Below are 22,771 nucleotides of genomic sequence, written 5' to 3' on the forward strand. Positions count from 1 at the left end.
TGGAATCGAAATGGCCCCGTTGATCACGTTGCTAGTGGCCACCATCACCGCGCGGAGCATCGGCTGGCTCGGCGTCCCGTACGCCAACAACTGGACGGCCGCGCTCGCCGTCGGGCTGGCGGCGATGTTCTTGCTGACCGGGTTTTCACACTTCGCCCCGCCGCTGCGGCGCGACCTCATCGCGATCGTGCCGCCGCGCCTGCCCGCCCCCGGCTACCTGGTCACCATCACCGGATTGCTGGAGCTGCTCGGGGCCGTGGGCCTGCTCATTCCGGTGACCCGGGTGGCGGCGGCCGTCTGCCTGCTGGTGCTGATGCTGGCCATGTTCCCAGCCAACGTCTACGCCTCCCGGATGCCCGATCCCCCCAAGTCGATGACGACCCGGCTACCCCTGCGCACCGCGATCCAGGCCGTTTTCCTGGCCGCCGCCGTAGCGGTCGCGGTCGGCAGCGGCTAGCAGCCACGCGTACTGGAACGCGGTTTCCTGCCAGGCCTTGTAGCGACCGCTGACGCCGCCGTGTCCCGCCTTCATCTGGGTCTTCAACAGGATCGCGTTACCGTCGGTGTTGGCGTGCCGCAGCGCTGCAACCCATTTGGCGGGCTCGACGTAGTAGACCCGGGTGTCGTTCAGCGACGTCATCGCCAGGATGGCCGGGTACTGCCTGGCTTCGACGTTCTCGTAGGGCGAATACGACTTCATGTAGGCGTAGACATCGCTGTCGCTCAACGGGTTTCCCCATTCGTCCCATTCGGTGACGGTCAGCGGCAACGAGGGATCGAGGATGGTGGTCAGCGGGTCGACGAAGGGGACCTGTGCGAGGATGCCGGCGAAGAGGTCCGGCGCCAGGTTGGCCACCGCACCCACCAAGAGGCCCCCCGCACTACCGCCCAGCGCGACCAGCTGCTGCGGCCGGGTCAGGCCCGTATCCACCAAATGCCTTGCCACCGCGACAAAATCGGTGAAGGTGTTCTTCTTCTCCAACAGCTTGCCGTGCTCGTACCACAGCCGGCCCATCTCACCACCGCCGCGGACATGGGCGATGGCGAACACCATGCCCCGGTCCAGCAACGACAGCCGGGCAATGGAAAAGCTTGGGTCGGTGCATATCTCGTAGGCGCCGTAACCGTAGAGCAGTGCCGGCGCGGGAAACTCAACGTCGGCGCGGTGCACGATCGACACCGGGATTCGGGTCCCGTCGTCCGCGCGCGCCCAGTCCCGCCGCTCCACGTAGTCGGCGGGCCGGTAGCCGCCGAGGACGGGCTGCTCGCGCAGCAACGTGCGCTCACCGGTGGCGAGGTCGATGTCGTAAACCTGCGCCGGGGTGACCAACGATCCCGCACGGATCCGCAGCTTGGGCGAGTCCCAGGTGGGGTTGCCGCCAAGACCGCTCGACATCAGCTCCGAGTCGAAGGAGATTTCCTCGGGCTCACCGTATTCCCCGTCGGAACCGATGGGCCACAACTGAATCCGGGGCAACGCCTCGCGGCGGTAGCTCACGACGAGGTGGCGGGCGAAGGCGTCCATTCCGTCGAGCCGGACGTCGTCGCGGTGCGGGATCAGGGTGCGCTGTCGTGTCGGATCGCTGACGGGCGCCTCGGTGAGCGTGAAGTTCACCGCACCGTCGTTGTGCAGGATCAGGAACCGGTCCTCCCCGCCGACCACCGCGTGCTCGACCGAGTACTCGACGCCTTCGCGCCGCGGCAGCACGACGGTGAACGCTGCCCGCGGATCGGCGGCGTCCGCATACAGCATCTCCGAGGTGATCGACGAACCCGCCGCGATGAACACGTACTTCTCGCTTCGGGTGAGCCCGACGCCCAGCCAATACCGTTCGTCGGCTTCGTGATACACCAGCTCCGAAGGTTCGCCGGAGCCGAGCCGGTAGCGCCAGACCTTGTCGGGGCGGTGAGCCGGGTCCAGGGTCAGGTAGTACACCGTGCGGTTGTCGGCCGCCCAGGTGGCTCCCGCGGCGATGTCCGCGATCTCGTCGGGGTACTGCTCGCCCGTGCGTAAGTCCTTAAACCGCAGGGTATAACGTTCGTCGCCGACCGTATCGACGGAGTACGCCAGCAGGTTGCTGTCCAGGCTGACCGTGGCGGCGCCCAACGCGAAGAATTCGTGGCCTTCGGCTTCGGCGTTCGAGTCGAGTAGGACTTGCTCGCCGGGGATTTCGGTGTTCTCGTCGAGGATCGGCGGGTCCCAGTCATCGGGGTCGGCGACGGGGCACCGGCATTGGACGCGGTACTGCTTTCCCTCGAAGGTGCGGGCGTAGTACCACCAGTCGCCCTGCCGGGTGGGTACCGACAGATCCGTCTCCTTGGTGCGCGACTTGATCTCGTCGAAGATCTTCTGCCGCAACGGTTCCAGGTGAGCCGTCATCGCATCGACGTAGTCGTTCTCGGCCTCCAGGTAGCCGATGACCTCGGGGTCGGCCTTGTCGCGCAACCACTCGTACGGATCGATGAACACGTCACCGTGGAATTCCCGCCGGGTCTCCACCCGCTTCGCGACGGGCGGCGTGGGCGCGTCCAGTGCGGCGTCCGTCATGCGCCCGGGCCGATCCAGTCGTCGAAGCTCAGACCCGAAATGCGCTCGTACGCCTCGATGTAACGGCTTCGGGTCGCGTCGATGATGTCGTCGGGAAGCGGTGGCGGGGGCTGCGACCCGTGGCGATCCCAACCGGACTCGGGGCCGGTCAGCCAGTTGCGGACGAACTGCTTGTCGAAACTGGTCTGGACCACACCGGGCCGGTAATCGCGGGCCGGCCAGTACCGCGAGGAATCGGGTGTGAAGATCTCGTCGGCCAGCAGCAGGTTGCCACCCGCGTCGGTGCCGAATTCAAATTTGGTGTCGGCGATGATGATTCCCCTCGTGAGTGCGTGGTCGGCGGCCTGAACGTAGATCTGCAGGGTGCGGTCGCGCAGCTGGTTGGCCCGCACCCCACCGACCAGCTCGATCACCCGGGCGAATGAAATGTTCTCGTCGTGGTCGCCCAGCGCCGCCTTCGTCGCCGGGGTGAACAGCGGGTTGGCGAACTTGCTGGCTTCCACCAGGCCCGGCGGCAGCGCGATGCCGCAGACCTTGCCGGTCGCCTGGTAGTCCAGCAGCCCGGAGCCGGTCAGGTACCCGCGGGCCACGCATTCCACCGGAAGCATCTCGAGCCGTCGCACCACCAGCGCACGGCCGAGCACCTCATCGGGGATGCGGGGGTCGTCCGGCGGACCGGCCAGATGGTTGGGCGCGTCGACGAGTCCGAAGAAGAAGACGCTCATCGCGGTCAGGATGCGCCCCTTGTCCGGGATCGTGCTGTCCAGGACGTAGTCGTACGCGGAGATCCGGTCGCTCGCCACCAGCAGCAGGTGCTCGTGGTCGACGCGGTAGATCTCGCGGACCTTGCCGCTGGCCAGATGCTCGTACTCGGGCAGTGCAGGGCGCATCGAGCCAGCCTATCGGGCGCCGAACGCCCGGCCCTGTGCTGGTATTGCGCTATGACATCGCTGCCCTCGCGGGTTCTGCCCTATGCCACCACCCCCGGCCGGCTGGCCGTCCAACTGTTCAGCGACTTCGCCATCTTCCTGTGGACGGCGCTGTGGCTGGTCGTCGGCACGGCCGTCTACGACGCCATCTCGACCATCGCCGAGGCCGGCCGACAGGTCGAGATCGGCGCGAATGGCGTCGCGGGCAACCTGGCGTCGGCCGGCCAGGGCGCGCACAACATCCCGGTGCTCGGCGATGCGGTCAGCAAGCCACTCGCGTCGGCCAGCGCCGCCGCCCTCGACATCGCGGCGGCGGGGCACAGCCTGGAGACCACCGCGGGTTGGCTCGCGGTGCTGGCGGCGCTGGCCGTAGTCGCCGTGCCGCTGCTCATCGTGGTCGTCCCGTGGCTGTTGCTGCGGCTGCGCTTCTTCCGGCGCAAGTGGACCGTCAGCGGCCTGGCGGCGACCCCGGCCGGCGAACAGCTGCTGGCGCTGCGGGCCCTGACGAACCGGGCGCCGCGCAAGCTGGCCGCGATCAGCGCGGACCCGGTCGGCGGATGGCGGCGCGAGGATCCGGTCACCATCCGGGCGCTGGCCGCGCTGGAATTACGGTCGGCCGGAATCGCGCTGCGCGCCCGCTAACCGCGCTATGCGCCGAGCGCCGGTCCGACGGTGGTGTTCCAGGACTCCTGCATCTCCGACTCGAAGAGGCCCCAGGTGTGCGAGCCCTCGGGGCGAACGATGTAGGTGATCCGCAGCCCGGCGGCGTTCGCGGCATCGGCGAACCGCTTGGTGCTGTCGGCGGTGATGCGTTCGATGAGCCCGCCGGCGACGTTCGGCCCGAAGCCCGCGGGCAGCCGGTCGACGTCGCCCACGCCGCCGCTGCCGGACGCGGCAGCGTAAACCGCTACGCCCCTCAACTTTCCGGCGTTCTTCGACGGGTCGTGGGCCACCCATTCGGGGCCGCCGAGGGGTCCCCACATGTTCTCGGCGCTTTGGCCGCCACTGGCCAAAGTCAGCGAGACCTGTTGCGCCTCATCCGGGTCGGAAACGGACGGAAAACCGCTGTAGGAAGCGACGGCCCGGAAGACTCCCGGCGCCTGGACGGCGTAGTCGATGGCGGTGCCGCCGGTGCTCGAGAGTCCGCCGACGGCGTTCTTGCCGTTGGCGTGGTACTGCGCGTTGATCACCGGGGGCAGTTCCCTGGTCATGTAGGTCTGGTATTGCTTGCCGCCATCGTTGACCCAGTTGGTCCACCAACTGAAGGGACCGCCGAGCGGGGAGACGACGTTGACGTTCTTGTTGGCGAAGAAGCCTTGGATGTCGGTCATGCCGAACCAAGCTCTGTCGTCGCCGCCGTCGATGCCGGGTAGTAGGTAGAAGACGGGTGCGCCAGCGTTGGGGGCCTTGTAGACATCGTTAACGATGACGGTGTTCATCGAGGGTGAGTAGACGGAAACCTTGTCCCACCGGTCGTTGACGTGCTGGATGTCGGTGATGTGTGCACCCTGCGGCGGGTCGGCGGCGGCGACCGGAATCGCCAGCATCGGCAACGCAGCGAGCAGTGCAACAACGAACGAGCGAACACGAGAGGTATTGGTCACCGGGAGATTATGCAGGTTCGGCGAGAACTCTTCAGTCCGAGGCGTTAATTTGCGCTTACGGGCGGTCAGCCACCGGCCGTGACACGCGCAGTAACCCGGCGAGGACCACAATCAGCCACGCCGCCAACGCGTCCCAGAAGAAGACCAGCGAAACCGTGGTCAGCGAACGTTGACCGATTTCGCCTGCCATGGCGTAGCTGGCGGCGGAGTACATGCCCAGCGGGAACACCAGCGCCCACCACACACCGGCGAACCGCAGCGAATCGGGTCGATGGTTGATCCGGCGCAGGCCGAAGTAGATCAGCGGCGGTATCCACAGGGTGGCGGCCACCCACGTCACCACGGTGACCACCCGCACCGGCCCGGCCAGCCCGTCGGGTGCCAGGGCGTGGATGTCGTCGCCGGCCAGGGTGGCGATGGCCAGGCCACCCATCAGGATCCAGCTGTCCGGCTCGAACCCGTCACGATCCTGGCGCTCGGCGATCGCGCGCCACAGGATCAGCCAGGTCATCAGGCCGTAGATGCAGATCGCCGCCGCCCACATCGGCAGGGCAACGGTCAGCCACCAGCGATGGCCGGTGCGGTGCGCCAGCTGAGCCATCACGATCGCCAGACCGGATGTCCCGACACTGGCCAGTTCCCACGCGCCGCTGGCGTGGTCACGCAGCGCGGTCCGGCTGGGCGCCAACATGTTTCGCGCGCTGAGCGCGATCAGCACGAGCCAGGCCGACAGCCCGATCGCACCGAGCACCCGCAGCACCCACACGTTGGACGACAGCCGTGCGTCGATCACCGCGCACGCGGCCACGAAGGTGAACAGCCTCAGGGTGACGTCGGGATCCGTGAGGTCCCAGCGGAGGTTGCGACGCGCGGCGGCGATGACCGTGACGGCGACCAGGACAGCCAGAGCGACGGTGGCCAGGACGCCGAGCGCGTCGCTGGCCCACCGGTATCCGTGGTCGCGCGCGCCGATCGACAAGATTCCGGTCGCCATCACCGCGGCGAACACATCGGGTGACGGCTCGGCATCGGCGAGGCGGATCGTCACTGTTCCTCGCGCAGCTCCACGACCAGGTGCCGGATGCCGGTGTGCCGATTGCTGCGCGTCCATTCGACGGGCCGGGCGACCCGCACGGCGCCGAAGCGCGTCAGCAGTTCCTCGAACAGCACCCGCAGCTCCAGGCGGGCCAGATTGGCGCCCAGGCAATAGTGGATTCCCTGACCGAAGCCCAAGTGCGGGTTCGGCTTCCGGTTGATGTCGAATTCGTCGGCCCGGTCGAACACGTCGGCGTCGCGGTTGGCCGAGCCCTCCCAGATCTGGACCTTCTGTCCCGCCTGAATGGACTGCCCGCCGAGCGTGACGTCGCGGGTGGCGGTGCGCCGCTTCGACGGCGACGGCGACGTCCACCGCACCATCTCCTCGACCGCCGTCGGCAGCAAGCCGAAATCCGAACGCAGCGCCTGCAGTTGGTCGGGGTGCTCGGCCAGCGCCAGCAGGCCGCCGGCGACCGCGTTGCGCGTCGTCTCCGCGCCCGCGCTGAACAGCAGGCTGAAGAACAGGTACAGCTCGAGATCGGAGAGCGCCGGGGCGTCCTCGTCGTCGACCGTGGCGTTCGCGACGATCGACAGCATGTCGTCGGTGGGCTCGGCGCGCTTGGACGCGATGAGCTCCTGGCCGTAGGCGTACATCCGCGACCCGGCCTCCGCCTCGGACAGTTGCGAAAGGGCGGCCTTGCGCGAGCCGCCGAAGTCGAACTGTGGTTCGATGGCCTGAAACAGCCAATGTCGTTCGGATTCAGGCACTCCCAGCAGGATGCAGATCATCTGCATCGGCAGTTCGGCGGCGACGTCGACCAGGAAGTCGAACGGTTCGCCCGGCACCACCGAGTCGAGCAGCCGGCGCGCCCGGGTGCGCAGGTCGTCCTCGACGCGGCCGATCATGCGCGGCGTCAGCCCGGAGCTGACGAGCCGCCGGATCTGGGTGTGGCGCGGATCGTCCATCATGTTGAGCACCTGGCCCGCGATGGCCAGGTCCTGCAGCAGCGTGCCCCCGTATGGCCGCTGCCCACCGGTGACTGACGAGTAGGTGGCCGGGTCCTTCAGCACCTCAAGGGTTTCCGCGTACGTTGCGACGGACCAAAAGCCCTCGCCGTCGGGGGTGTTGTCGGTCGGCTCGTGCCAATAGACCGGCGCCTCTCGCCGATGCACGGCGAACAGCTCGTGCGGGAACCCGCCGGCGAAGTTGTCGAGATCGGTGAAGTCGATCCCCGAGAGCGCGCCCGCGAGAGTCACAGGATTGCGCCCGGAGTGTATTTGGCCGCGTCCGGGTAGCGACTGACCAAGGCGTCCACCGCCGCGACCACCTCGTCCACCTGGTCACCGGCGGCACCGGTGAACGCCTTCTTGTCGGCCAGCGCGGCCTCCAGCGCAGCGCGGTCCAGCGGGAGTCGCTCGTCGGCGGCCAAGCGGTCGAGCAGGTCGGGCTCGGCGCCGCGTTCCCGCATGGCCAGGGCCGTCGCCACCGCGTGTTCCCGGATCACGTGGTGGGCCGCCTCGCGACCCATGCCGGCGCGCACGGCGGCCATGAGCACCTTGGTGGTGGCCAGGAACGGCAGGTAGCGATCCAGCTCGTGGGCGATCACCGCCGGGTAGGCGCCGAACTCGTCGAGCACGGTCAGGAACGTCTCGATCTGTCCGTCGATGGCGAAGAAGCTGTCCGGCAATGCGATTCGGCGCACCACCGAGCAGAACACGTCGCCCTCGTTCCACTGCGCGCCGGCCAGCTCGGCGGCCATGGCGGCGTAGCCGCGCAGCACCACCTGCAACCCGTTGACCCGTTCGCAACTGCGGGTGTTCATCTTGTGCGGCATCGCCGACGAGCCGACCTGCCCTTCGGCGAACCCTTCGGTGACGAGCTCGTGCCCGGCCATCAGCCGGATGGTGTGCGCCATCGACGACGGCCCGGCGCCGAGCTGCACCAGCGCGGAGATCACGTCGTGATCCAGCGATCGCGGGTAGATTTGCCCGACGCTGGTCAAAACCGTTGCGAAGCCCAGAAAGTCGGCGACGCGTCCCTCGAGTTCGGTCAGCTTGGCCGTGTCGCCGCCGAGCAGGTCCAGCATGTCCTGCGCGGTGCCCATCGGGCCCTTGATGCCGCGCAGCGGGTAACGGTCGATCAGCTCCCCCATGCGGTCCAACGCGATCAGCGTCTCCTGGGCCGCCGAGGCGAACCGCTTGCCCAACGTGGTGGCCTGCGCGGCGACGTTGTGGCTGCGTCCGGCCATCACCAGGTCGCGATAGGTCACCGCCCGCTCGGCGAGCCGGGCCGCCACCGCAACACCGTGCGAGAAGACCAATTCCAGCGACCGCCGGATCTGCAACTGCTCGACGTTCTCGGTCAGGTCGCGGCTCGTCATCCCCTTGTGCACGTGCTCATGGCCGGCCAACGCGTTGAATTCCTCGATGCGGGCCTTGACGTCGTGGCGCAGCGCGCGTTCGCGGTTGGCGATCGAGGCCAGGTCGACGTCCTCGAGCACCCGCTCGTAGTCGGCGATCGCCTCGGGGGGAACGTCCACTCCCAGCTCGGCCTGGGCCCGCAGCACCGCCAGCCACAGCCGCCGCTCCGCGACGACCTTGGCCTCCGGCGACCAGATCGCGACCATCTCGGCGCTGGCGTACCGGGTGGCCAGCACGTTCGGAATGCTCACAAGCACACAGCTTACGGTGGGTCGAATTCCGCGAGAGTGCAACTGGCGACGCATCCGCCGAGTGGCGATGTCGGTAGTTGCACTTTCGCGGCACAATATGCGCGGTGTACTTCGTCGGCGTGGACCTGGCCTGGGGCGGTCGCAAGCCGACCGGCGTCGCCGTGGTCGACGCCGACGGCCACCTCGTGCACCTCGGCGCCGCGCGCGACGACGCCGACGTGCTCGCCGCCGTGTCTCCCTATGTCGGGGGCGACTGCGTGGTGGCGTTCGACGCGCCGCTGGTGGTGACCAATCCCAGCGGCCAGCGGCCCGCCGAGGCGGCGCTCAACCGCGATTTCCGCAGGTTCGAGGCGGGCGCGCATCCATGTAATACCGCCAAACCGGAGTTCGCCGAAACGCCGCGCGCGGCGCGGCTGGCCGAGACGCTGGGCCTCGACATGGACCCGCGGTCGCCGGCCGCTCGGCGCGCCATCGAGGTCTACCCCCATTCGGCGACCGTCGTGCTGTTCCGGCTCGAGCGCACCCTCAAGTACAAGGCCAAGCCGGGCCGCGACGTCGCGCGCCTCAAATCGGAACTGCTGCTCCTGATGGACGGCATCGAAAAGCTTGCGCACGCCGCGGTGCCGCTGCGCGTCGACGGCCACGACGGCTGGGCGCGGCTACGGCGGGAAGTCGTCGCCGCGCAACGCAAAAGCGAGCTGCGCCGCGCCGAAGATCCGGTCGATGCCGTCGTCTGCGCCTACGTCGCGTTGTACGCGCAGCGCCGCCCGGCCGACGTCACGATCTACGGCGATGTAGCCACCGGGGCCATCGTGACGCCGTCGCTGCCGTGACGGCTCAGATCTGCACCGGACGCGGGTCGATCGGGGCGAGCACGTCGACCAGCTCGACCACGGTGCCCAGCGCGGCGGCGGCGGGATCGCCACCCTCGACCAGAGCGGAGACCACCGAGCCGTCGACCGCGCAGATCAGCGTGCACACCAGCTCGATGCGAACCGATCGGCCGGATCGCTCCAGCGCCTCGGCCACTGCCTCGGCGCGCTGGCGCAGGCTGCGGCGCATGGTCTCGCGCAGGGCGGGCAGGCGCGTGCAGGCGATGTGCCGCTCGTAGCGCGAGATCAGTTGCTCGGTGAGCGCCGGGTCGGACAGGTCGCCCACCAGCAGGTCCGCCAGTACCTCGGCGGTGGTCTCGGGTCCGCGTCGCCGCCGGGACAACGCGTTGACCCGGGAGCGCAGCTGCGCGATCTCGATCATTCCGATGTGCTCGACGGCGCGCGCGATCAGGTCGTCAAGCGATGAGAAGTAGTAGGTGGTGGACGCCAGGGGCAGGCCGGCGCGCCGGGCGACCGCCCGGTGCCGCACCGCCTCGAACCCACCCTCGGCGAGCAGCTCGGCGGCGGCGCTCACCAGCGCATACCGTCGACGTTCTCCCTTTGGAGTAACTGCTGCAGTCACGAGTAGCCATCGTGCCAGCAAAAGTGGTACTGCATTGCCATTTCGGCCAAACGGTCATGGCATGATGGCCCGCATGCCCGACCTGAGCCGCCGAACCCTGCTCGGTCTCGGCGCCGGCGCGGCCATCGGTGCTACGGGAGCATACGCCCTGTTCCAGCCCCGAACGTCACACGCCACGCCGGTGTCTTGGGGCGGCGACCGCCCGCCCGCGGCACCCGCACCGCTCGAGCCCGCGGCGCCGGCCCAGGCTGCGCCGACGATGGTGACGGGCTCCTTCGTGTCGGCGGCGCGCGGCGGGGTCAGCACCAACTGGGCGATCGCCCGGCCGCCCGGGCAGACCAAGGCGCTGCGGCCGGTGATCGCGCTGCACGGTAAGGGCAGCGACGCCGCCACCGTGATGGCCGGCGGTGTCGAACAGGGCCTCGCGCAGGCCGTCAACGCCGGGTTGCCGCCGTTTGCGGTGGTCGCCGTGGACGGCGGTGGTGGCTATTGGCACAAGAGGGCCTCGGGCGAGGACGCCGGGGCGATGGTGCTCAACGAGCTCATCCCGATGCTGGGAAGCCAAGACCTGGACACCTCGCGCGTCGCATTCCTGGGCTGGTCGATGGGTGGATACGGCGCGTTGCTGCTCGGCGGGCGGCTGGGGGCCGGGCGCACCGCCGCGATCTGTGCGGTGAGCCCGGCGTTGTGGCTGTCCTCCGGGGCGGCCGCGCCCGGCGCGTTCGACGGGCCCGACGACTTCGCGGCGAACTCGGTGTTCGGAATGCCGGCGCTGGCGTCGATCCCGATCCGGATCGATTGCGGCGACAGCGACCCGTTCTACGGGGCGACGAAGCAGTTCATCGCGCAACTGCCCAACCCACCCGCCGGCGGCTTCTCGCCCGGCGGGCACAACGGCGAATTCTGGAGCTCGCATCTGCCGGCCGAGCTGACCTGGATGGCGCCGCTGCTGACGGCCTGAGTTGGCAGCCACGCGGTCTGAAGAGCCGGCTCTCCTTGGGGATATCGAGTCCCGAATCCGATAGCACATGCGCTATCAAGTTTGAGAACAGTCGTATGGCCCCCACAGAGGGTTCACAGGGCGCCCGTGCGACGATCCGACCGTGACCACACCGTTCGGTTGGAGCCTCCCCTACGCCTGGCCGCGAAAGCCCGTCGTGGCGGCGAACGTCGTCTGCACATCGCAACCCCTCGCGGCCCAGGCTGGTCTGCGCATGTTGGCCGAGGGCGGCAGCGCGGTGGACGCCGCGATCGCGACCGCCGTCACCCTGACGCTGGTGGAGCCGGTGTCGAACGGTATCGGCTCGGACGCGTTCGCCATCGTCTGGGACGGGCAGCGCTTGCACGGCCTGAACGCGTCCGGTCGCTCCCCCGCCGGCTGGACGCCGGAATACTTCGGCGGCAACGCCGTTCCCGCGGCCGGCTGGAATTCGGTGACGGTGCCCGGGGCCGTGTCCGCGTGGGCGGAGCTCCACGCAAAATTCGGCAAACTTCCGTTCGAGAAGCTCTTCGAACCCGCGATCTCCTACGGCCGCAACGGTTTCCTGGTCTCGCCGACCGTCGCGGAGCAATGGGCCGCCCAGGTGCCGCTGTTCAGGGACCAGCCCGGGTTTGCCGAGGCTTTCCTGCCCGCGGGCCGGGCACCGAAACCCGGTGAGCTGTTTAGGTTTCCCGCTCATGCGGCCACGCTCGAACGGATCGCGGCGACCAACGGCGAGGCGTTCTACCGCGGAGACATTGCCGCCGAACTCGAGGCGCACGCGTCGGCCAACGGCGGCGTGATGCGGGCCAGCGACCTCGCCGCGCACCGCGCCGACTGGGTCGGCACGATCGATGCCGGTTACCGCGGATACACCGTGCACGAGATACCGCCCAATGGTCAGGGGATCGTGGCGCTGATCGCGCTGGGCATCCTGGAGCACTTCGACATGTCCTCATTGCCGGCGGATTCCGCCGACAGCGTGCACCTGCAGATCGAAGCGGTGAAGCTCGCTTTCGCCGACGCGCACGCCTATGTCGCCGACATCGACCACATGGCCCTGGCTCCCGATCGCCTGCTGGACAAGGATTACCTTCGCGAGCGCGCGGCCCTGATCGATCGAACACGAGCCAAACCGGCATCGGCCGGCACCCCGCGTGGGGGCACCGTGTATCTGACCGCCGCCGATGCCAGCGGGATCATGGTGTCGATGATCCAGTCCAACTACATGGGGTTCGGCTCGGGTGTGGTGGTGCCGGGCACCGGGGTCTCCCTTCAGAACAGGGGCGCGGATTTCGTTGTGGCGGAGGGTCATCCGAACCGGGTCGCGCCGGGCAAACGTCCCTACCACACGATCATCCCGGGATTCGTCACCAAGGACGGCGCCCCGGTGATGAGCTTCGGGGTGATGGGCGGCACCATGCAGCCCCAGGGCCACGTGCAGGTGATGGTGCGCATCGCCGACCACGGGCAGAATCCGCAGGCCGCGTGCGACGGCCCGCGATTTCGCTGGGTGCAGGGAACACAGGTCAGCTGCGAGAACGGCTTTCCGCAGTCGACGCTGGACGAGCTGCAGCGGCGGGGTCACGACCTGGTCGCCGTCGACGACTACAACCAGTTCGGCAGCTGCCAGGCGATCTGGCGCCTCGACGACGGGTACCTGGCGGCGAGCGATCCGCGCCGCGACGGGCAAGCCGCGGCGTTCTAGACGCTGATCTTGCCCTCCGCCGCAGCGAGGGCGATGTCACTGCGGAAATGACCGCCGGGCAATCGAATCGAACTCAGGATGTCGTACGCGTTCGCGCGGGCGGCGGACAGGTCCGCGCCGGTGCCCACCACCGACAGCACCCGACCGCCCGACGAGACGACCGCGCCGTCGTCGCGGCGCGCCGTTCCCGCGTGCAGCACCCCGTCGGCTTCGGATCCGACGATGACGTCGCCGACGCGGGGGCGCCCCGGGTAGTTTTCGGCGGCCAGCACCACCGTCACCGCGGCGCCGTCCCGCCAGCGCAACTCCCCGAACTCGGCGAGCGCGCCGGTGCCCGCGGCGTGGAGCAGCTGGCCGAGCGGCGACTCCAGCAGCGCCAGCACGGCCTGGGTCTCGGGATCCCCGAAGCGGCAGTTGAATTCGACCACCGCGGGTCCCTTCGCGGTGATCGCCAGGCCGACGTAGAGCAATCCGGAAAACGGGCTGCCCCGCTTAACCAGTTCGGCCGCAACGGGTTCGACGATTCCGCTGACGATTTCGCGGTAGACGTCCTCGGGCAGCCACGGCAGCGGCGCGTACGCGCCCATGCCGCCGGTGTTGGGTCCGCTATCACCCTCACCGACCCGCTTGAAGTCCTGCGCCGGCAACAGCGGCACCACGGTGGCGCCGTCGACAACGCAGAACAGCGACACCTCGGGGCCCTCGAGAAAGGACTCCAGCAGCACCGGGTGCCCCGACTCGAGCAGGCTGGCCGCGTGCGCGCGTGCCACATCCCGATCGGGGGTCACCACCACGCCCTTGCCGGCGGCCAGGGCGTCGTCCTTCACCACCCAGGCGGGGTCGCCGGCGGGCGGCCCGAACCGGTCCAGGGCCGCATCCAAACGTGCTGGGCTGTCGACGATTTCGCTGCTCGCGGTGCGCACACCGGCGGCGGCCATGACCTCCTTGGCGAACGCCTTGGAGCCCTCGATGCGGGCGGCGTCCTTGCTGGGCCCGAAGCAGACGATGCCGGCGGCGCGCACGGCGTCGGCCACACCGAGTACCAGCGGCACCTCGGGACCGATGACCACCAGGTCGGCGCGGACCTCGCGCGCCAGCGCGACGACCTCATCACCCGAGGTGATGTCGACGTCGTGCTGCTCGGCGAGCCGACCGGTGCCGGCGTTGCCCGGCGCGACGGCCAGGCCCGTGACCTGCGGATCTTCCCGGAGCGCCAGCAGCAGCGCATGCTCACGGGCACCGGAACCGATCACCAGGACGCGCACGAGACGTCAGACTAGCTCAGCCGTTCAAACGATTCGCTCCAGCAGGCCTTTGAACTCCTTTTGCTGCGCGGCGGTGAGACGACTGAGGCGCTTGTCGAACTCCCCCGAGAGCAGCGCAAGCCCATCCGTACAGACTTTGCGGCCCGCCGAGGTCAGGAGAAGTCGGTGGCGACGCAGATCGGCGGGGTCGATCTCCCGGTGCACGAATCCCGCGGCCTCGAGCCGTTTTAGGTAGACCGTCACCGTCGCCTTGGGCATGCACAACGTCGCCGCGAGTTCGGCCGGATAGGGATGCTCGTCGATCTCGGCGAGCACAAACAGCTCCTTGGACTCGAGCCCGAGCGCGCAGATGTCGGGCTCGGCGCACGAGATGACCGAAACCAGCACCCGGTAATTCAACGACCAGATCTTGGCCGCATCGCCCGATGACATCGACTTGCCAGATCGTTCAGAACTGAACTAGTTTAGAATCGAACAAGATCATAATCGAACAATCTACCAGAAAGCGATCCTATGTCTGCGGAAATGCGACTGGACCAATACGTGACACTCGGACGCTCCGGCTTGCGCGTCAGCCCCCTGTGCTTGGGCGCCATGACATTCGGCGAGGACCTCGGCTGGGGCACCAGTGTGGAAGAGTCCCAACAGATCATCGATCGATACACCGAACTCGGCGGGAACTTCATCGACACCGCCAACTTCTACACCAGGAGCCACTCGGAGAAGATCATCGGCGACCACGTCGGGCGCAACGCCGCCCGCCGCGATCGCTTGGTGATCGCCACCAAGTTCAGCGGCAACCTGTATCCGGGCGATCCCAACGGTGGCGGCTCGGGCCGCAAGTCACTGATCAGCGCGTGCGAAAACTCGCTGCGGCGCCTGCAGACGGACTACATCGACCTGTACTGGCTGCACATCTGGGACTCGAATACTCCCATCGAGGAGACGATGGCGGCGCTCGACGATCTCGTCCGGTCGGGCAAGGTGCGCTACATCGGCGTTTCCGACACCCCGGCGTGGAAGATCGCCCAAGCCAACCTCATCGCCGGCTTCCGCGGCTGGTCGGCGTTCGTCGGGTTGCAGGTCGAGTACTCGCTGCTCGAACGTTCCATCGAACAGGAACTGGTGCCGATGGCGTCGGAATTCGGCCTCGGCATCACGCCGTGGTCTTCGCTCAAGGGCGGCGTCCTCAGCGGCAAGTACACCCGCCGAAACACCGGCCAGCACAACTCCGATCGCGGCGCGATGGTCGATGCCTTCCTCAACGAGCAGACCTACGCGGTGGTCGACGAACTCGAGATCATCGCCAAGGCGCACGAGACGACGGTCGCCAGCGTGGCGCTCGCCTGGGTGCGCGCCCAGCCTGCCGTCTCGTCGATCATCATCGGGGCTCGCCGGCTTTCACAGCTCGACGACAACCTCCGCGCCGTCGACGTCGCCCTCGGCGCCGACGAACTCGCCCGGCTCGACGAGCTGACCAAACCGACGTTCGGATTTCCCAACAACATGCTGGAAATGGCGCCGGGCATCATCAACGGCGGAACGACGGTCAACGGCGTGTCCGGGCCGATATCGGAATACGTGATGCCGCAGGGCGTCCAGCCGTACTGAGGTCCGTCATCAGCGTGAGCAGACGCAAAAGCCCCCTTTTCGGCGGGCGGTTTCAGGCGGTGGTTGCAACAGTGATGGGTTTGGACGGTTCTGAGAGTAGTTCGTCGAGGACTTCTGCTGGCTTTTTCCAGCCCAGTGTTTTGCGTGGTCGGTTGTTGAGCTGAGCGGCAACGTAGTCGAGGTAGTCGGCCGGACACACCGACAGGTCGGTGCCTTTGGCAAAGTATTGGCGCAGCAGGCCATTGGTGTTCTCGTTACTCCCGCGCTGCCACGGCGAGTGGGGATCGCAGAAGTAGATATCGAGTTCGGTGGCCGCGGCGATGGCCGCATGATTGGCCATCTCGCGGCCCTGATCCCAGGTCAGGGTCCGGCGCAGGATTGCCGGCAGTTGAGCCATTTTGGCCACGATCGCTTCCTGCACTGCCAGCGCGCCGTGATCATCGGGCAGGTGCAGAAGCAGCACGAACCGGGTGGCCCGCTCCACCAGGGTGCCGATTGCCGACTTACCGCCAGCGCCCAGAATCAGATCACCTTCCCAGTGTCCGGGCACGGCGCGGTCTTCGACGTCTGGTGGGCGCTCGCTGATGTTGACCATGTCGGGGATGCGGCCCTGGCGTGCATCGGCGCGGCGTTGGGGTTTGCGCAGAGCCCGCCCGGTGCGTAGGCATTGATGCAACTCACGACGCAAACTGCCCCGGCCTTGGACGTAAATCGCCTGGTAGATGGTTTCGTGAGACACCCGCATCTCCGCATCGTCGGGAAAGTCCAGCTGCAGCCGGCGAGCGATCTGCTCGGGGCTGTATTTCTCCAGTAGCCGAGTCTGCACCTCGTCATGCAATGTCTCATTGAGCGCCAACTTGCCGGGCCTAGCTCGACGCGCTCGCTGCTGGGCGCGCGCCTGAGCACCCGTGGCGCTATAGCGAGGCTTGGCGTCGCGGCCACCCTTTTTCGGCGCCCCGAACCGGTACCGTTCCCGATACCGCCCGTAACAGAACGCGTTTCGCTCGATCTCGCGCATGACTGTCGACGCCGCGCGCCCCAACTCCTCAGCGATCTTGCGGATCGATTTACCCATCTTGACACCGACATCGATGATCACCCGTTCGCCCAGGGTCAGCCGCGGCCGCTTACGCGGTCCGCCATCAGGAAATTTCGGTCTCACCCCGCCAGCATCAGCAAACCAGCGCCGCCCGGTATACACCGACACGCCAACGGCTACACCGGCCTCACCCGCTGACATCCCCTCTCGGATGCGATCCCAGAACTGACCAACGACCCAGGGATAAGCCCTCAAAAACACAACAGCCTCCAACTAGACGACTGTTGCGATCACCCATAGAACCCAAGGCGCGAAAATAGGGGCTTTTGCGTCTGCTAGGCGAAGCTAATCGGAAGCGTTGCCCGAGTGCATCTTCAGCGCGGCGTCGACGTTGGCCTTCTTGTCCTCGCCGGCGCCCTTCGCCGCGGCCTTCTTGCGCTTGGCCACGACGGCGTCGACCGCGCCGTTGAGCGCCGAGCCGAGCGGGAACCCGAGGTAGTGGGTCAGGAAGACGGCCATCTCTTTCAGTTCGGTCTCGGACAGTTCCCCGTTGAGCAGCGCGGCGTTGATCTGGATCTCGGCGAGGTCGCGATTTCCGATCGCGGTCACCGCCGTCAGCGTCATGATGCGCTTGTCGCGCATCGACAATCCGGGGCGGGTCCAGATGCTGCCGAACAGATGGTCAACGGTCAGGTCGAAGTAGGGGTCGCCCTCGATGTTGGGCATCTCCCAGCCGTAGACCTCGTTCATCTTCTCGAGGCCCTTGCGGCGCAGCTCGTCCATGAGCCCTCCAATCAGTCCGACGCGGTGTGCGGCAGCCCGAGGCCGGCCGCCAGGTTTTCAAATGCAAGCTGGGCCAGCGGCAGGTCGACCGACAACGCCTCACCCAAACCTAGCGCCAGGCTGAGATCCTTCTCCCCGAGCCCACGCGTGTGCAGGAACGGCTGGTACAGGAAGTTTTCCGGCTCAAGGTCTTTCATGTTCTCGCGCACCATGATCGCCCCCGGACCGCTGGTGAGCGCATCGGTGTGGCGGACCACCCGGCCCAGCGCCTGCAGATCCAGCCCCGCCGCCTCAGCCAGTTTCATGGCCTCGCACGCCGCGGCGTAGGAAGTGAACGTCAACATGTTGCGCGCCAACTTCATTCGCGTCCCCGCGCCGGGCTCACCGGCATGGACGACCATCGCGGCCCAGTGCTTGAACGCCGGCTTGATCCGTTCGTACACCTCACGATCGGCACCCACCATGGTGGCGAGCTCGCCCTTCGCGGCGGCGGCCGCGCCACCGCTGACGGGCGCATCGACGACGTGAATGTCGCGCGGTTTCAGTTCGCGGGCCAACTCGACGGCGGTGGTGTCGCTGATGGTCGAGTGGATCGCGATCACCGTGCCGGGCTTGGCGTGTGCCGCGAGTTCGCCGACGACCTCGCGCACCTGCGCATCGTCCAGGACGGTGACATGGATGATGTCGGCCGCGGCCACGTCGGCGACGGTGTCGGCCAGGTTGGCGCCCTTCTCGGCCAGCGGCGTCATGGCCTCGGTCCGAATGTCGTAGACCGTCACCCCGCCGGGCCATTCCGTCATCTTGGTCGCCATCGGCGCGCCCATGTTGCCAAGGCCGATGTAGCCCAGGCGCAAGTGCTCAGTCATTTGCGCCGCTCCTCTCCCCCGCAAGCGGGAGGTGCCCCCACATCGCTTTTTCGCTCTGTATCGTCGCCGGCGCGGTCATGACCGAATTATCTGCCCGCCGTCGACGTTGAAAACCTGCCCGGTGATCCACGACGCCTCGTCGGACAGCAGGAACAGGCACATCCCGACGACATCGTCGGGAGTTCCCATCCGCGACAGCGGCAGCCCCTTGACGATGTCGGCGACCATCTCTTGCGGCGTGGTGGTCCGGTTGGCCTCGGTGTCGATCGGCCCGGGCGCGATCGCGTTGATCCGGATGTTCTGCCCGCCGAGTTCGCGCGAGAGCTGTTGGGTCAGGCCATTGATGCCGACCTTGGCCAGTGCGTAGAAGTTGGCGTAAAGCCATGCCGCAGTGGAGGACTGGTTGACGATCGCCCCGCCGCCGCGCTTGGCCATCTTCTTGTACACCGCGCGGGTGCACCACAGGGCGCCGTCGAGATTCACGCTCATGAACTTCTTGTAGTACTCGGGGTCGACGGTCAGCAGGAAGTCCAGCTTCATGCCCCCGAATATCGCGGCGTTGTTCACCAGGTAGTCGATGCCGCCGAACTCGGCCAGCGTGCGGTCGGCCATCTCCTTGGCCGACACCGGATCCGACACGTCGACGGGTAGGGCCAGCGCCGTACCGCCGTCGCCCTTGATCCCGTCGGCCACTTTCTCGGCGCCCTGCACGTTGATGTCGGCGACGACGACGGCCGCGCCCTCGCGGGCCAGCGCCTCGGCGTAGGCCTGGCCAATGCCACCGCCCGATCCGGTGACGATGGCAACCTTGTTTTCGAACCGCATGCCGCTCCTCTAGCTAACCGCTGTCGCAATGGTTTTGATTTCCAGGTATTCCTCGAATCCGGCCAGACCCATCTCGCGGCCGTTGCCGGACTGCTTGTACCCGCCGAACGGCGCGTCGGCCGAGTACCATACGCCGCCGTTGACGTTGATGGTGCCCGCCCGGATCCGCGCGGCAACCCCCGCGGCGCGCTCGGGGTCGGCGCCAAAGACGGTGCCCGACAGGCCGTATAGCGAGTCGTTGGCGATGCGCACGGCGTCGTCGTCGCCGTCGTAGGGGATGACCGTGAGCACCGGACCGAAGATCTCCTCCCGGGCGACGCGGGCGTCGTTGCCGAGGCCGGCGATCACGGTGGGCTCGATGAAGAAGCCGACGTCGCGGTCCGCCGGGCGGCCGCCGCCGCACGCGAACGTCCCGCCCTCGGCGACCGCCGAGTCCAGGTAGCCCTGCACCCGATCACGCTGTCGCGCCGAAATCAGTGGCCCGCAAATGGTTCCCGCGTCGGTGGGGTCTCCGGCCTTGATCCCGCCCACCGTGGCGGCCGCGATGGAGACGGCCTCGTCGTAGCGGGCCCGCGGCACCAGCAGCCGGGTGGTGATCGCGCACCCCTGCCCGGCATGCATGCACACGGAGAACCCCGCGACCCCGACGGCGCCGCCGAGGTCGGCGTCGTCGAGCACGATGAACGCCGACTTGCCGCCCAGCTCCAGGAAGACCTTCTTGATGGTGGCAGCGCCGTCAGCCATCACGCTGCGCCCGGTGGCCGTCGACCCGGTGAACGAAACCATGTCCACCCGTGGATCTTTGGCCAGCAGCGCTCCGACGGCGTGATCGCTGGAGGTCACGATGTTGACCACGCCGGGCGGGAAGTCGGTGTGTTCGGCAATGAGTTCGCCCAATACCGCCGCGCACCAGGGCGTGTCGGGCGCGGGCTTCAGGACGACGGTGTTGCCCGCGGCCAGCGCGGGGCCCAGCTTGGCGAGGTTGATCTGGTGGGGGAAGTTCCACGGCGTGATCGCGCCAACGACCCCGACGGCCTCGCGCGCGATCGTGCGCCGGGTGGGGATTCCCATCGGCGACGCCTCACCGAGATCCTGATTCCACACGTAGGACTCGGCCGTGTCGGCCGCGAACGCCAGGTCGTTGACCGGGACCTCGAGCTGGGCGATGGCGGTGAGCATCCGCGGCGCGCCGACCTCGGCGATGGTGATGTCGCGCAGCTCCTCGAGGTGGGCTTGCATGGCGTCGCGTAGCTGGCGCACGCACCGCACCCGCAACTCGGTGTTGCGCGACCAGTCCGTGTCATCGAAGGCCCGCCGCGCCGCATCGATGGCGCGCCCCATGTCGTCGGCGTCGGCGTCGGCGGCGACCCCCAGCACTTCCTCGGTTGCCGGGTTGATCGTCGGGAAGGTGCCGGCGTTGCCCGGCGCCAGTTTGCCGTCGATGAACAATGCGCTCGTGCCGTCGGCCAGTAACGCCATATCTCCCGCTCCCGAATAGTGATGGCAGGTGGACAGTTGTCCGATCGAACCCTAGTCGCCGGGCGGTCTGCGGTGCAAGGGCCGATCTCTTCGGTGGCCGCCGGCCAGTGCGATATACCTCCTTAAGCTGGGGGTTCACAACTCGTGCTTGCTTCCGGTCGCCGACTTCGGCTAGCGTGGACACGTGTCCAGCGATGCCCTGGTTACCGTCGCATCCCAGGCCGACCCTCAGACCGGACAGCCGGTGCGCAACCGCCGCCAGGAAGAGACGTTCCGCAAGGTGCTCGCCGCCGGCATCGAAACCCTGCGCGAGAAGTCCTACGCCGACCTGACGGTCCGGGCGGTGGCGGCGCGGGCCAAGGTCGCCCCGGCCACCGCGTACACCTACTTCTCGTCGAAGAACCACTTGATCGCCGAGGTCTACCTCGACCTGGTGCGGCAAGTCCCGTACTTCACCGACGTCAACGACCCGATGCCGGTCCGGGTGGACAAGGTGTTGCGTCACCTTGCGCTGGTGGTCGCCGACGAACCGGAGGTCGGAGCGGCATGCACGATCGCGTTGCTCGGTGGCGGCGCCGACCCGGCGGTGGGCGCCGCGCGCGACCGGATCGGCGCCGAGATCCACCGACGCATCGCCACCGCGATCGGGCCCGGCGCCGACCCCAACACCGTGTCCGCGCTCGAAATGGCTTTTTTCGGCGCACTGGTGCAAGCCGCCAGCGGCCAGTTCACCTATCACCAGATCGCCGACCGTCTCGGCTATGTCGTCGGCCTCATCCTGCCCCGCCCCGGAGAAGAGCAATGACCGTACAGACCGACAAGCCGGTCTTGGATCCCTACGACTACGACTTCCATGAAGATCCGTACCCGTATTACCAGCGACTGCGCGACGAGGCTCCGCTGTATCGCAACGAGGAGCTGAAGTTCTGGGCGCTGTCGCGGCATCAAGACGTGCTGCAGGGATTCCGCAACAGCACAACGCTTTCCAACAAATACGGTGTCTCGCTGGATCCGGCGTCGCGCGGCCCCCACGCCAGCAAGACGATGTCGTTTCTGGCGATGGACGATCCTGCTCACCTACGTCTGCGCACCCTGGTCTCAAAAGGCTTCACCCCGCGCCGGATCCGCGAACTCGAGCCCCGCGTCACCGAGATCGCCACGGCGCACCTGGACACGATGCTGGAAAAGTCGAAGGACGGCGCGGTCGACTACATCGACGAGTTCGCCGGCAAGCTGCCCATGGACGTCATCTCCGAGCTGATGGGTGTTCCCGAGCCGGATCGCGCACAGGTGCGGGCCTGGGCCGACGGCGTGATGCACCGCGACGAGGGTGTCACCGATGTGCCGCCGGAGGCCGTCGAGGCCTCGATCAACCTCATCGTCTACTACCAGGGAATGGTGGCCGAGCGGCGCAAGAAGCTGACCGACGATCTGACGTCCGCGCTGCTGGAAGCCGAGATCGACGGCGACCGACTCACCGACGACGAGATCCTCGGGTTCATGTTCCTCATGGTGATCGCCGGTAACGAAACGACCACCAAACTCCTTGCGAATGCCGCCTTTTGGGGCCACAAGAACCCCGATCAGCTGGGGCCGGTCTACGACGATCTGTCCCGGGTGCCGCTGTGGGTCGAGGAGACGCTGCGCTACGACACCTCCAGCCAGATCCTGGCCCGCACCGTGTCGGGAGAGCTTACCCTCTACGACACCACGATCCCGGAGGGCGACGTCCTGCTGCTGCTGCCCGGTTCCGGGCATCGTGACGAGCGGGTCTTCGACAAGCCCGACGACTTCCTGATCGGTCGCGAAATCGGGCCCAAGCTACTGAGTTTCGGCAGCGGCGCGCACTTTTGCCTGGGCGCCCACCTCGCCCGGATGGAAGCCCGGGTTGCGCTGACCGAGTTGTTCAAGCGGATCCGCGGACGTTGCTGGAGTGGACGCGGACGGCGTTGGCCTCGTCAACCTCATATCCG

General features: G+C 67.6%; 22 protein-coding genes. 8 read left to right on the forward strand and 14 right to left on the reverse strand.

The genetic code is table 11. The features are described 5' to 3' along the window. The first annotated feature begins 10 nt into the window (after window positions 1–10). A complete protein-coding gene (locus A5712_RS29425; RefSeq protein ID WP_068113981.1) occupies window positions 11–457 on the forward strand; it encodes a DoxX family protein in 447 nt (148 codons plus the stop codon). On the opposite strand, the gene A5712_RS29430 is transcribed toward A5712_RS29425, so the two are convergent. Together A5712_RS29430 and A5712_RS29435 are read right to left on the reverse strand one after the other, a co-directional pair. Next, window positions 386–2,548, reverse strand: a complete 2,163-nt coding sequence (locus A5712_RS29430; protein ID WP_068113984.1) for a S9 family peptidase — start codon at window positions 2,546–2,548, stop codon at window positions 386–388. The two genes, A5712_RS29425 and A5712_RS29430, sit on opposite strands and share 72 nt — an antisense overlap. After that, on the reverse strand, window positions 2,545–3,438 hold the full coding sequence (locus A5712_RS29435) for a phosphoribosylaminoimidazolesuccinocarboxamide synthase (RefSeq protein WP_068113988.1): 894 nt from the start codon (window positions 3,436–3,438) through the stop codon (window positions 2,545–2,547). Before A5712_RS29435 ends, A5712_RS29430 begins: the two co-directional genes overlap by 4 nt. 60 nt (window positions 3,439–3,498) lie before the next feature. Between A5712_RS29435 and A5712_RS29440 the strand changes: the two genes are divergently transcribed. Further along, entirely contained in the window at window positions 3,499–4,119 is a 621-nt protein-coding gene (locus A5712_RS29440; protein ID WP_068114048.1) for a hypothetical protein, read from the forward strand. Window positions 4,120–4,124: 5 nt separating this feature from the next. Here A5712_RS29440 and A5712_RS29445 read toward each other — a convergent pair whose 3' ends face one another. From A5712_RS29445 to purB, 4 genes are read right to left on the reverse strand one after another with little or no spacing between them, the layout of a single operon-like run. After that, the gene (locus A5712_RS29445) at window positions 4,125–5,081 is read right to left on the reverse strand and encodes an alpha/beta hydrolase family protein (RefSeq protein WP_156766831.1); all 957 of its coding nucleotides are present in this window, start codon (window positions 5,079–5,081) and stop codon (window positions 4,125–4,127) included. Between the two features lie 55 nt (window positions 5,082–5,136). After that, window positions 5,137–6,129, reverse strand: coding sequence for a tellurite resistance/C4-dicarboxylate transporter family protein (locus tag A5712_RS29450; RefSeq protein WP_068113990.1), 993 nt, complete (start codon window positions 6,127–6,129; stop codon window positions 5,137–5,139). After that, window positions 6,126–7,373, reverse strand: coding sequence for a cytochrome P450 (locus tag A5712_RS29455; RefSeq protein WP_068113993.1), 1,248 nt, complete (start codon window positions 7,371–7,373; stop codon window positions 6,126–6,128). Before A5712_RS29455 ends, A5712_RS29450 begins: the two co-directional genes overlap by 4 nt. After that, the gene (gene purB / locus A5712_RS29460) at window positions 7,370–8,788 is read right to left on the reverse strand and encodes an adenylosuccinate lyase (RefSeq protein ID WP_068113996.1); all 1,419 of its coding nucleotides are present in this window, start codon (window positions 8,786–8,788) and stop codon (window positions 7,370–7,372) included. Before purB ends, A5712_RS29455 begins: the two co-directional genes overlap by 4 nt. A gap of 104 nt (window positions 8,789–8,892) precedes the next feature. Here purB and A5712_RS29465 point away from each other — a divergent pair, with 104 nt between their 5' ends. Then, window positions 8,893–9,621, forward strand: coding sequence for a DUF429 domain-containing protein (locus A5712_RS29465; protein ID WP_068114000.1), 729 nt, complete (start codon window positions 8,893–8,895; stop codon window positions 9,619–9,621). A gap of 4 nt (window positions 9,622–9,625) precedes the next feature. Here A5712_RS29465 and A5712_RS29470 read toward each other — a convergent pair whose 3' ends face one another. Beyond that, window positions 9,626–10,243, reverse strand: a complete 618-nt coding sequence (locus A5712_RS29470; protein WP_068114004.1) for a TetR/AcrR family transcriptional regulator — start codon at window positions 10,241–10,243, stop codon at window positions 9,626–9,628. 61 nt (window positions 10,244–10,304) lie between these two features. Here A5712_RS29470 and A5712_RS29475 point away from each other — a divergent pair, with 61 nt between their 5' ends. Next, window positions 10,305–11,204 (forward strand): esterase, encoded by a 900-nt coding sequence (locus tag A5712_RS29475; RefSeq protein ID WP_068114007.1) that lies wholly within the window; start codon window positions 10,305–10,307, stop codon window positions 11,202–11,204. 142 nt (window positions 11,205–11,346) lie between these two features. Continuing rightward, entirely contained in the window at window positions 11,347–12,930 is a 1,584-nt protein-coding gene (locus A5712_RS29480; RefSeq protein ID WP_068114009.1) for a gamma-glutamyltransferase family protein, read from the forward strand. Here the strand turns inward: A5712_RS29480 and purD are convergent. Both purD and A5712_RS29490 read right to left on the reverse strand, forming a co-directional pair. After that, window positions 12,927–14,195 (reverse strand): phosphoribosylamine--glycine ligase, encoded by a 1,269-nt coding sequence (purD, locus tag A5712_RS29485; protein ID WP_068114012.1) that lies wholly within the window; start codon window positions 14,193–14,195, stop codon window positions 12,927–12,929. The genes A5712_RS29480 and purD overlap by 4 nt on opposite strands. A 24-nt stretch (window positions 14,196–14,219) precedes the next feature. Then, complete coding sequence (locus A5712_RS29490; protein ID WP_068114017.1) at window positions 14,220–14,627, reverse strand: MarR family winged helix-turn-helix transcriptional regulator; 408 nt, start codon at window positions 14,625–14,627, stop codon at window positions 14,220–14,222. Between the two features lie 93 nt (window positions 14,628–14,720). Between A5712_RS29490 and A5712_RS29495 the strand changes: the two genes are divergently transcribed. Continuing rightward, window positions 14,721–15,806 carry an aldo/keto reductase gene (locus A5712_RS29495; protein ID WP_068114019.1) on the forward strand — a complete coding sequence of 362 codons (1,086 nt, stop codon included), beginning with the start codon at window positions 14,721–14,723 and terminating at the stop codon, window positions 15,804–15,806. Window positions 15,807–15,858: 52 nt separating this feature from the next. Here the strand turns inward: A5712_RS29495 and A5712_RS29500 are convergent, their stop codons facing one another. From A5712_RS29500 to A5712_RS29520, 5 genes are all read right to left on the reverse strand, one after another. Further along, window positions 15,859–17,046, reverse strand: coding sequence for an IS30 family transposase (locus A5712_RS29500; RefSeq protein WP_231982278.1), 1,188 nt, complete (start codon window positions 17,044–17,046; stop codon window positions 15,859–15,861). Window positions 17,047–17,190: 144 nt separating this feature from the next. Beyond that, on the reverse strand, window positions 17,191–17,628 hold the full coding sequence (locus A5712_RS29505; RefSeq protein ID WP_068114025.1) for a carboxymuconolactone decarboxylase family protein: 438 nt from the start codon (window positions 17,626–17,628) through the stop codon (window positions 17,191–17,193). Window positions 17,629–17,639: 11 nt separating this feature from the next. Then, window positions 17,640–18,494: an NAD(P)-dependent oxidoreductase gene (locus A5712_RS29510; RefSeq protein WP_068114028.1), complete on the reverse strand. Its 855-nt coding sequence runs from the start codon at window positions 18,492–18,494 to the stop codon at window positions 17,640–17,642. A 75-nt stretch (window positions 18,495–18,569) separates the two neighbouring features. Next, window positions 18,570–19,319: an SDR family oxidoreductase gene (locus A5712_RS29515; protein ID WP_068114030.1), complete on the reverse strand. Its 750-nt coding sequence runs from the start codon at window positions 19,317–19,319 to the stop codon at window positions 18,570–18,572. A gap of 9 nt (window positions 19,320–19,328) precedes the next feature. Then, window positions 19,329–20,798, reverse strand: a complete 1,470-nt coding sequence (locus tag A5712_RS29520) for an aldehyde dehydrogenase (RefSeq protein ID WP_068114033.1) — start codon at window positions 20,796–20,798, stop codon at window positions 19,329–19,331. A gap of 184 nt (window positions 20,799–20,982) precedes the next feature. On the opposite strand from A5712_RS29520, the gene A5712_RS29525 reads away from it, so the two are divergent. Together A5712_RS29525 and A5712_RS29530 are read left to right on the forward strand one after the other, a co-directional pair. Further along, window positions 20,983–21,603, forward strand: a complete 621-nt coding sequence (locus A5712_RS29525; RefSeq protein WP_068114036.1) for a TetR/AcrR family transcriptional regulator — start codon at window positions 20,983–20,985, stop codon at window positions 21,601–21,603. Further along, a partial coding sequence (locus A5712_RS29530) for a cytochrome P450 (RefSeq protein ID WP_068114039.1) occupies window positions 21,600–22,771 on the forward strand: 1,172 nt, incomplete at its 3' end. The genes A5712_RS29525 and A5712_RS29530, both read left to right, overlap by 4 nt.

The organism is Mycobacterium sp. E2327 (assembly GCF_001672675.1).
Classification (GTDB): Bacteria; Actinomycetota; Actinomycetes; order Mycobacteriales; family Mycobacteriaceae; genus Mycobacterium.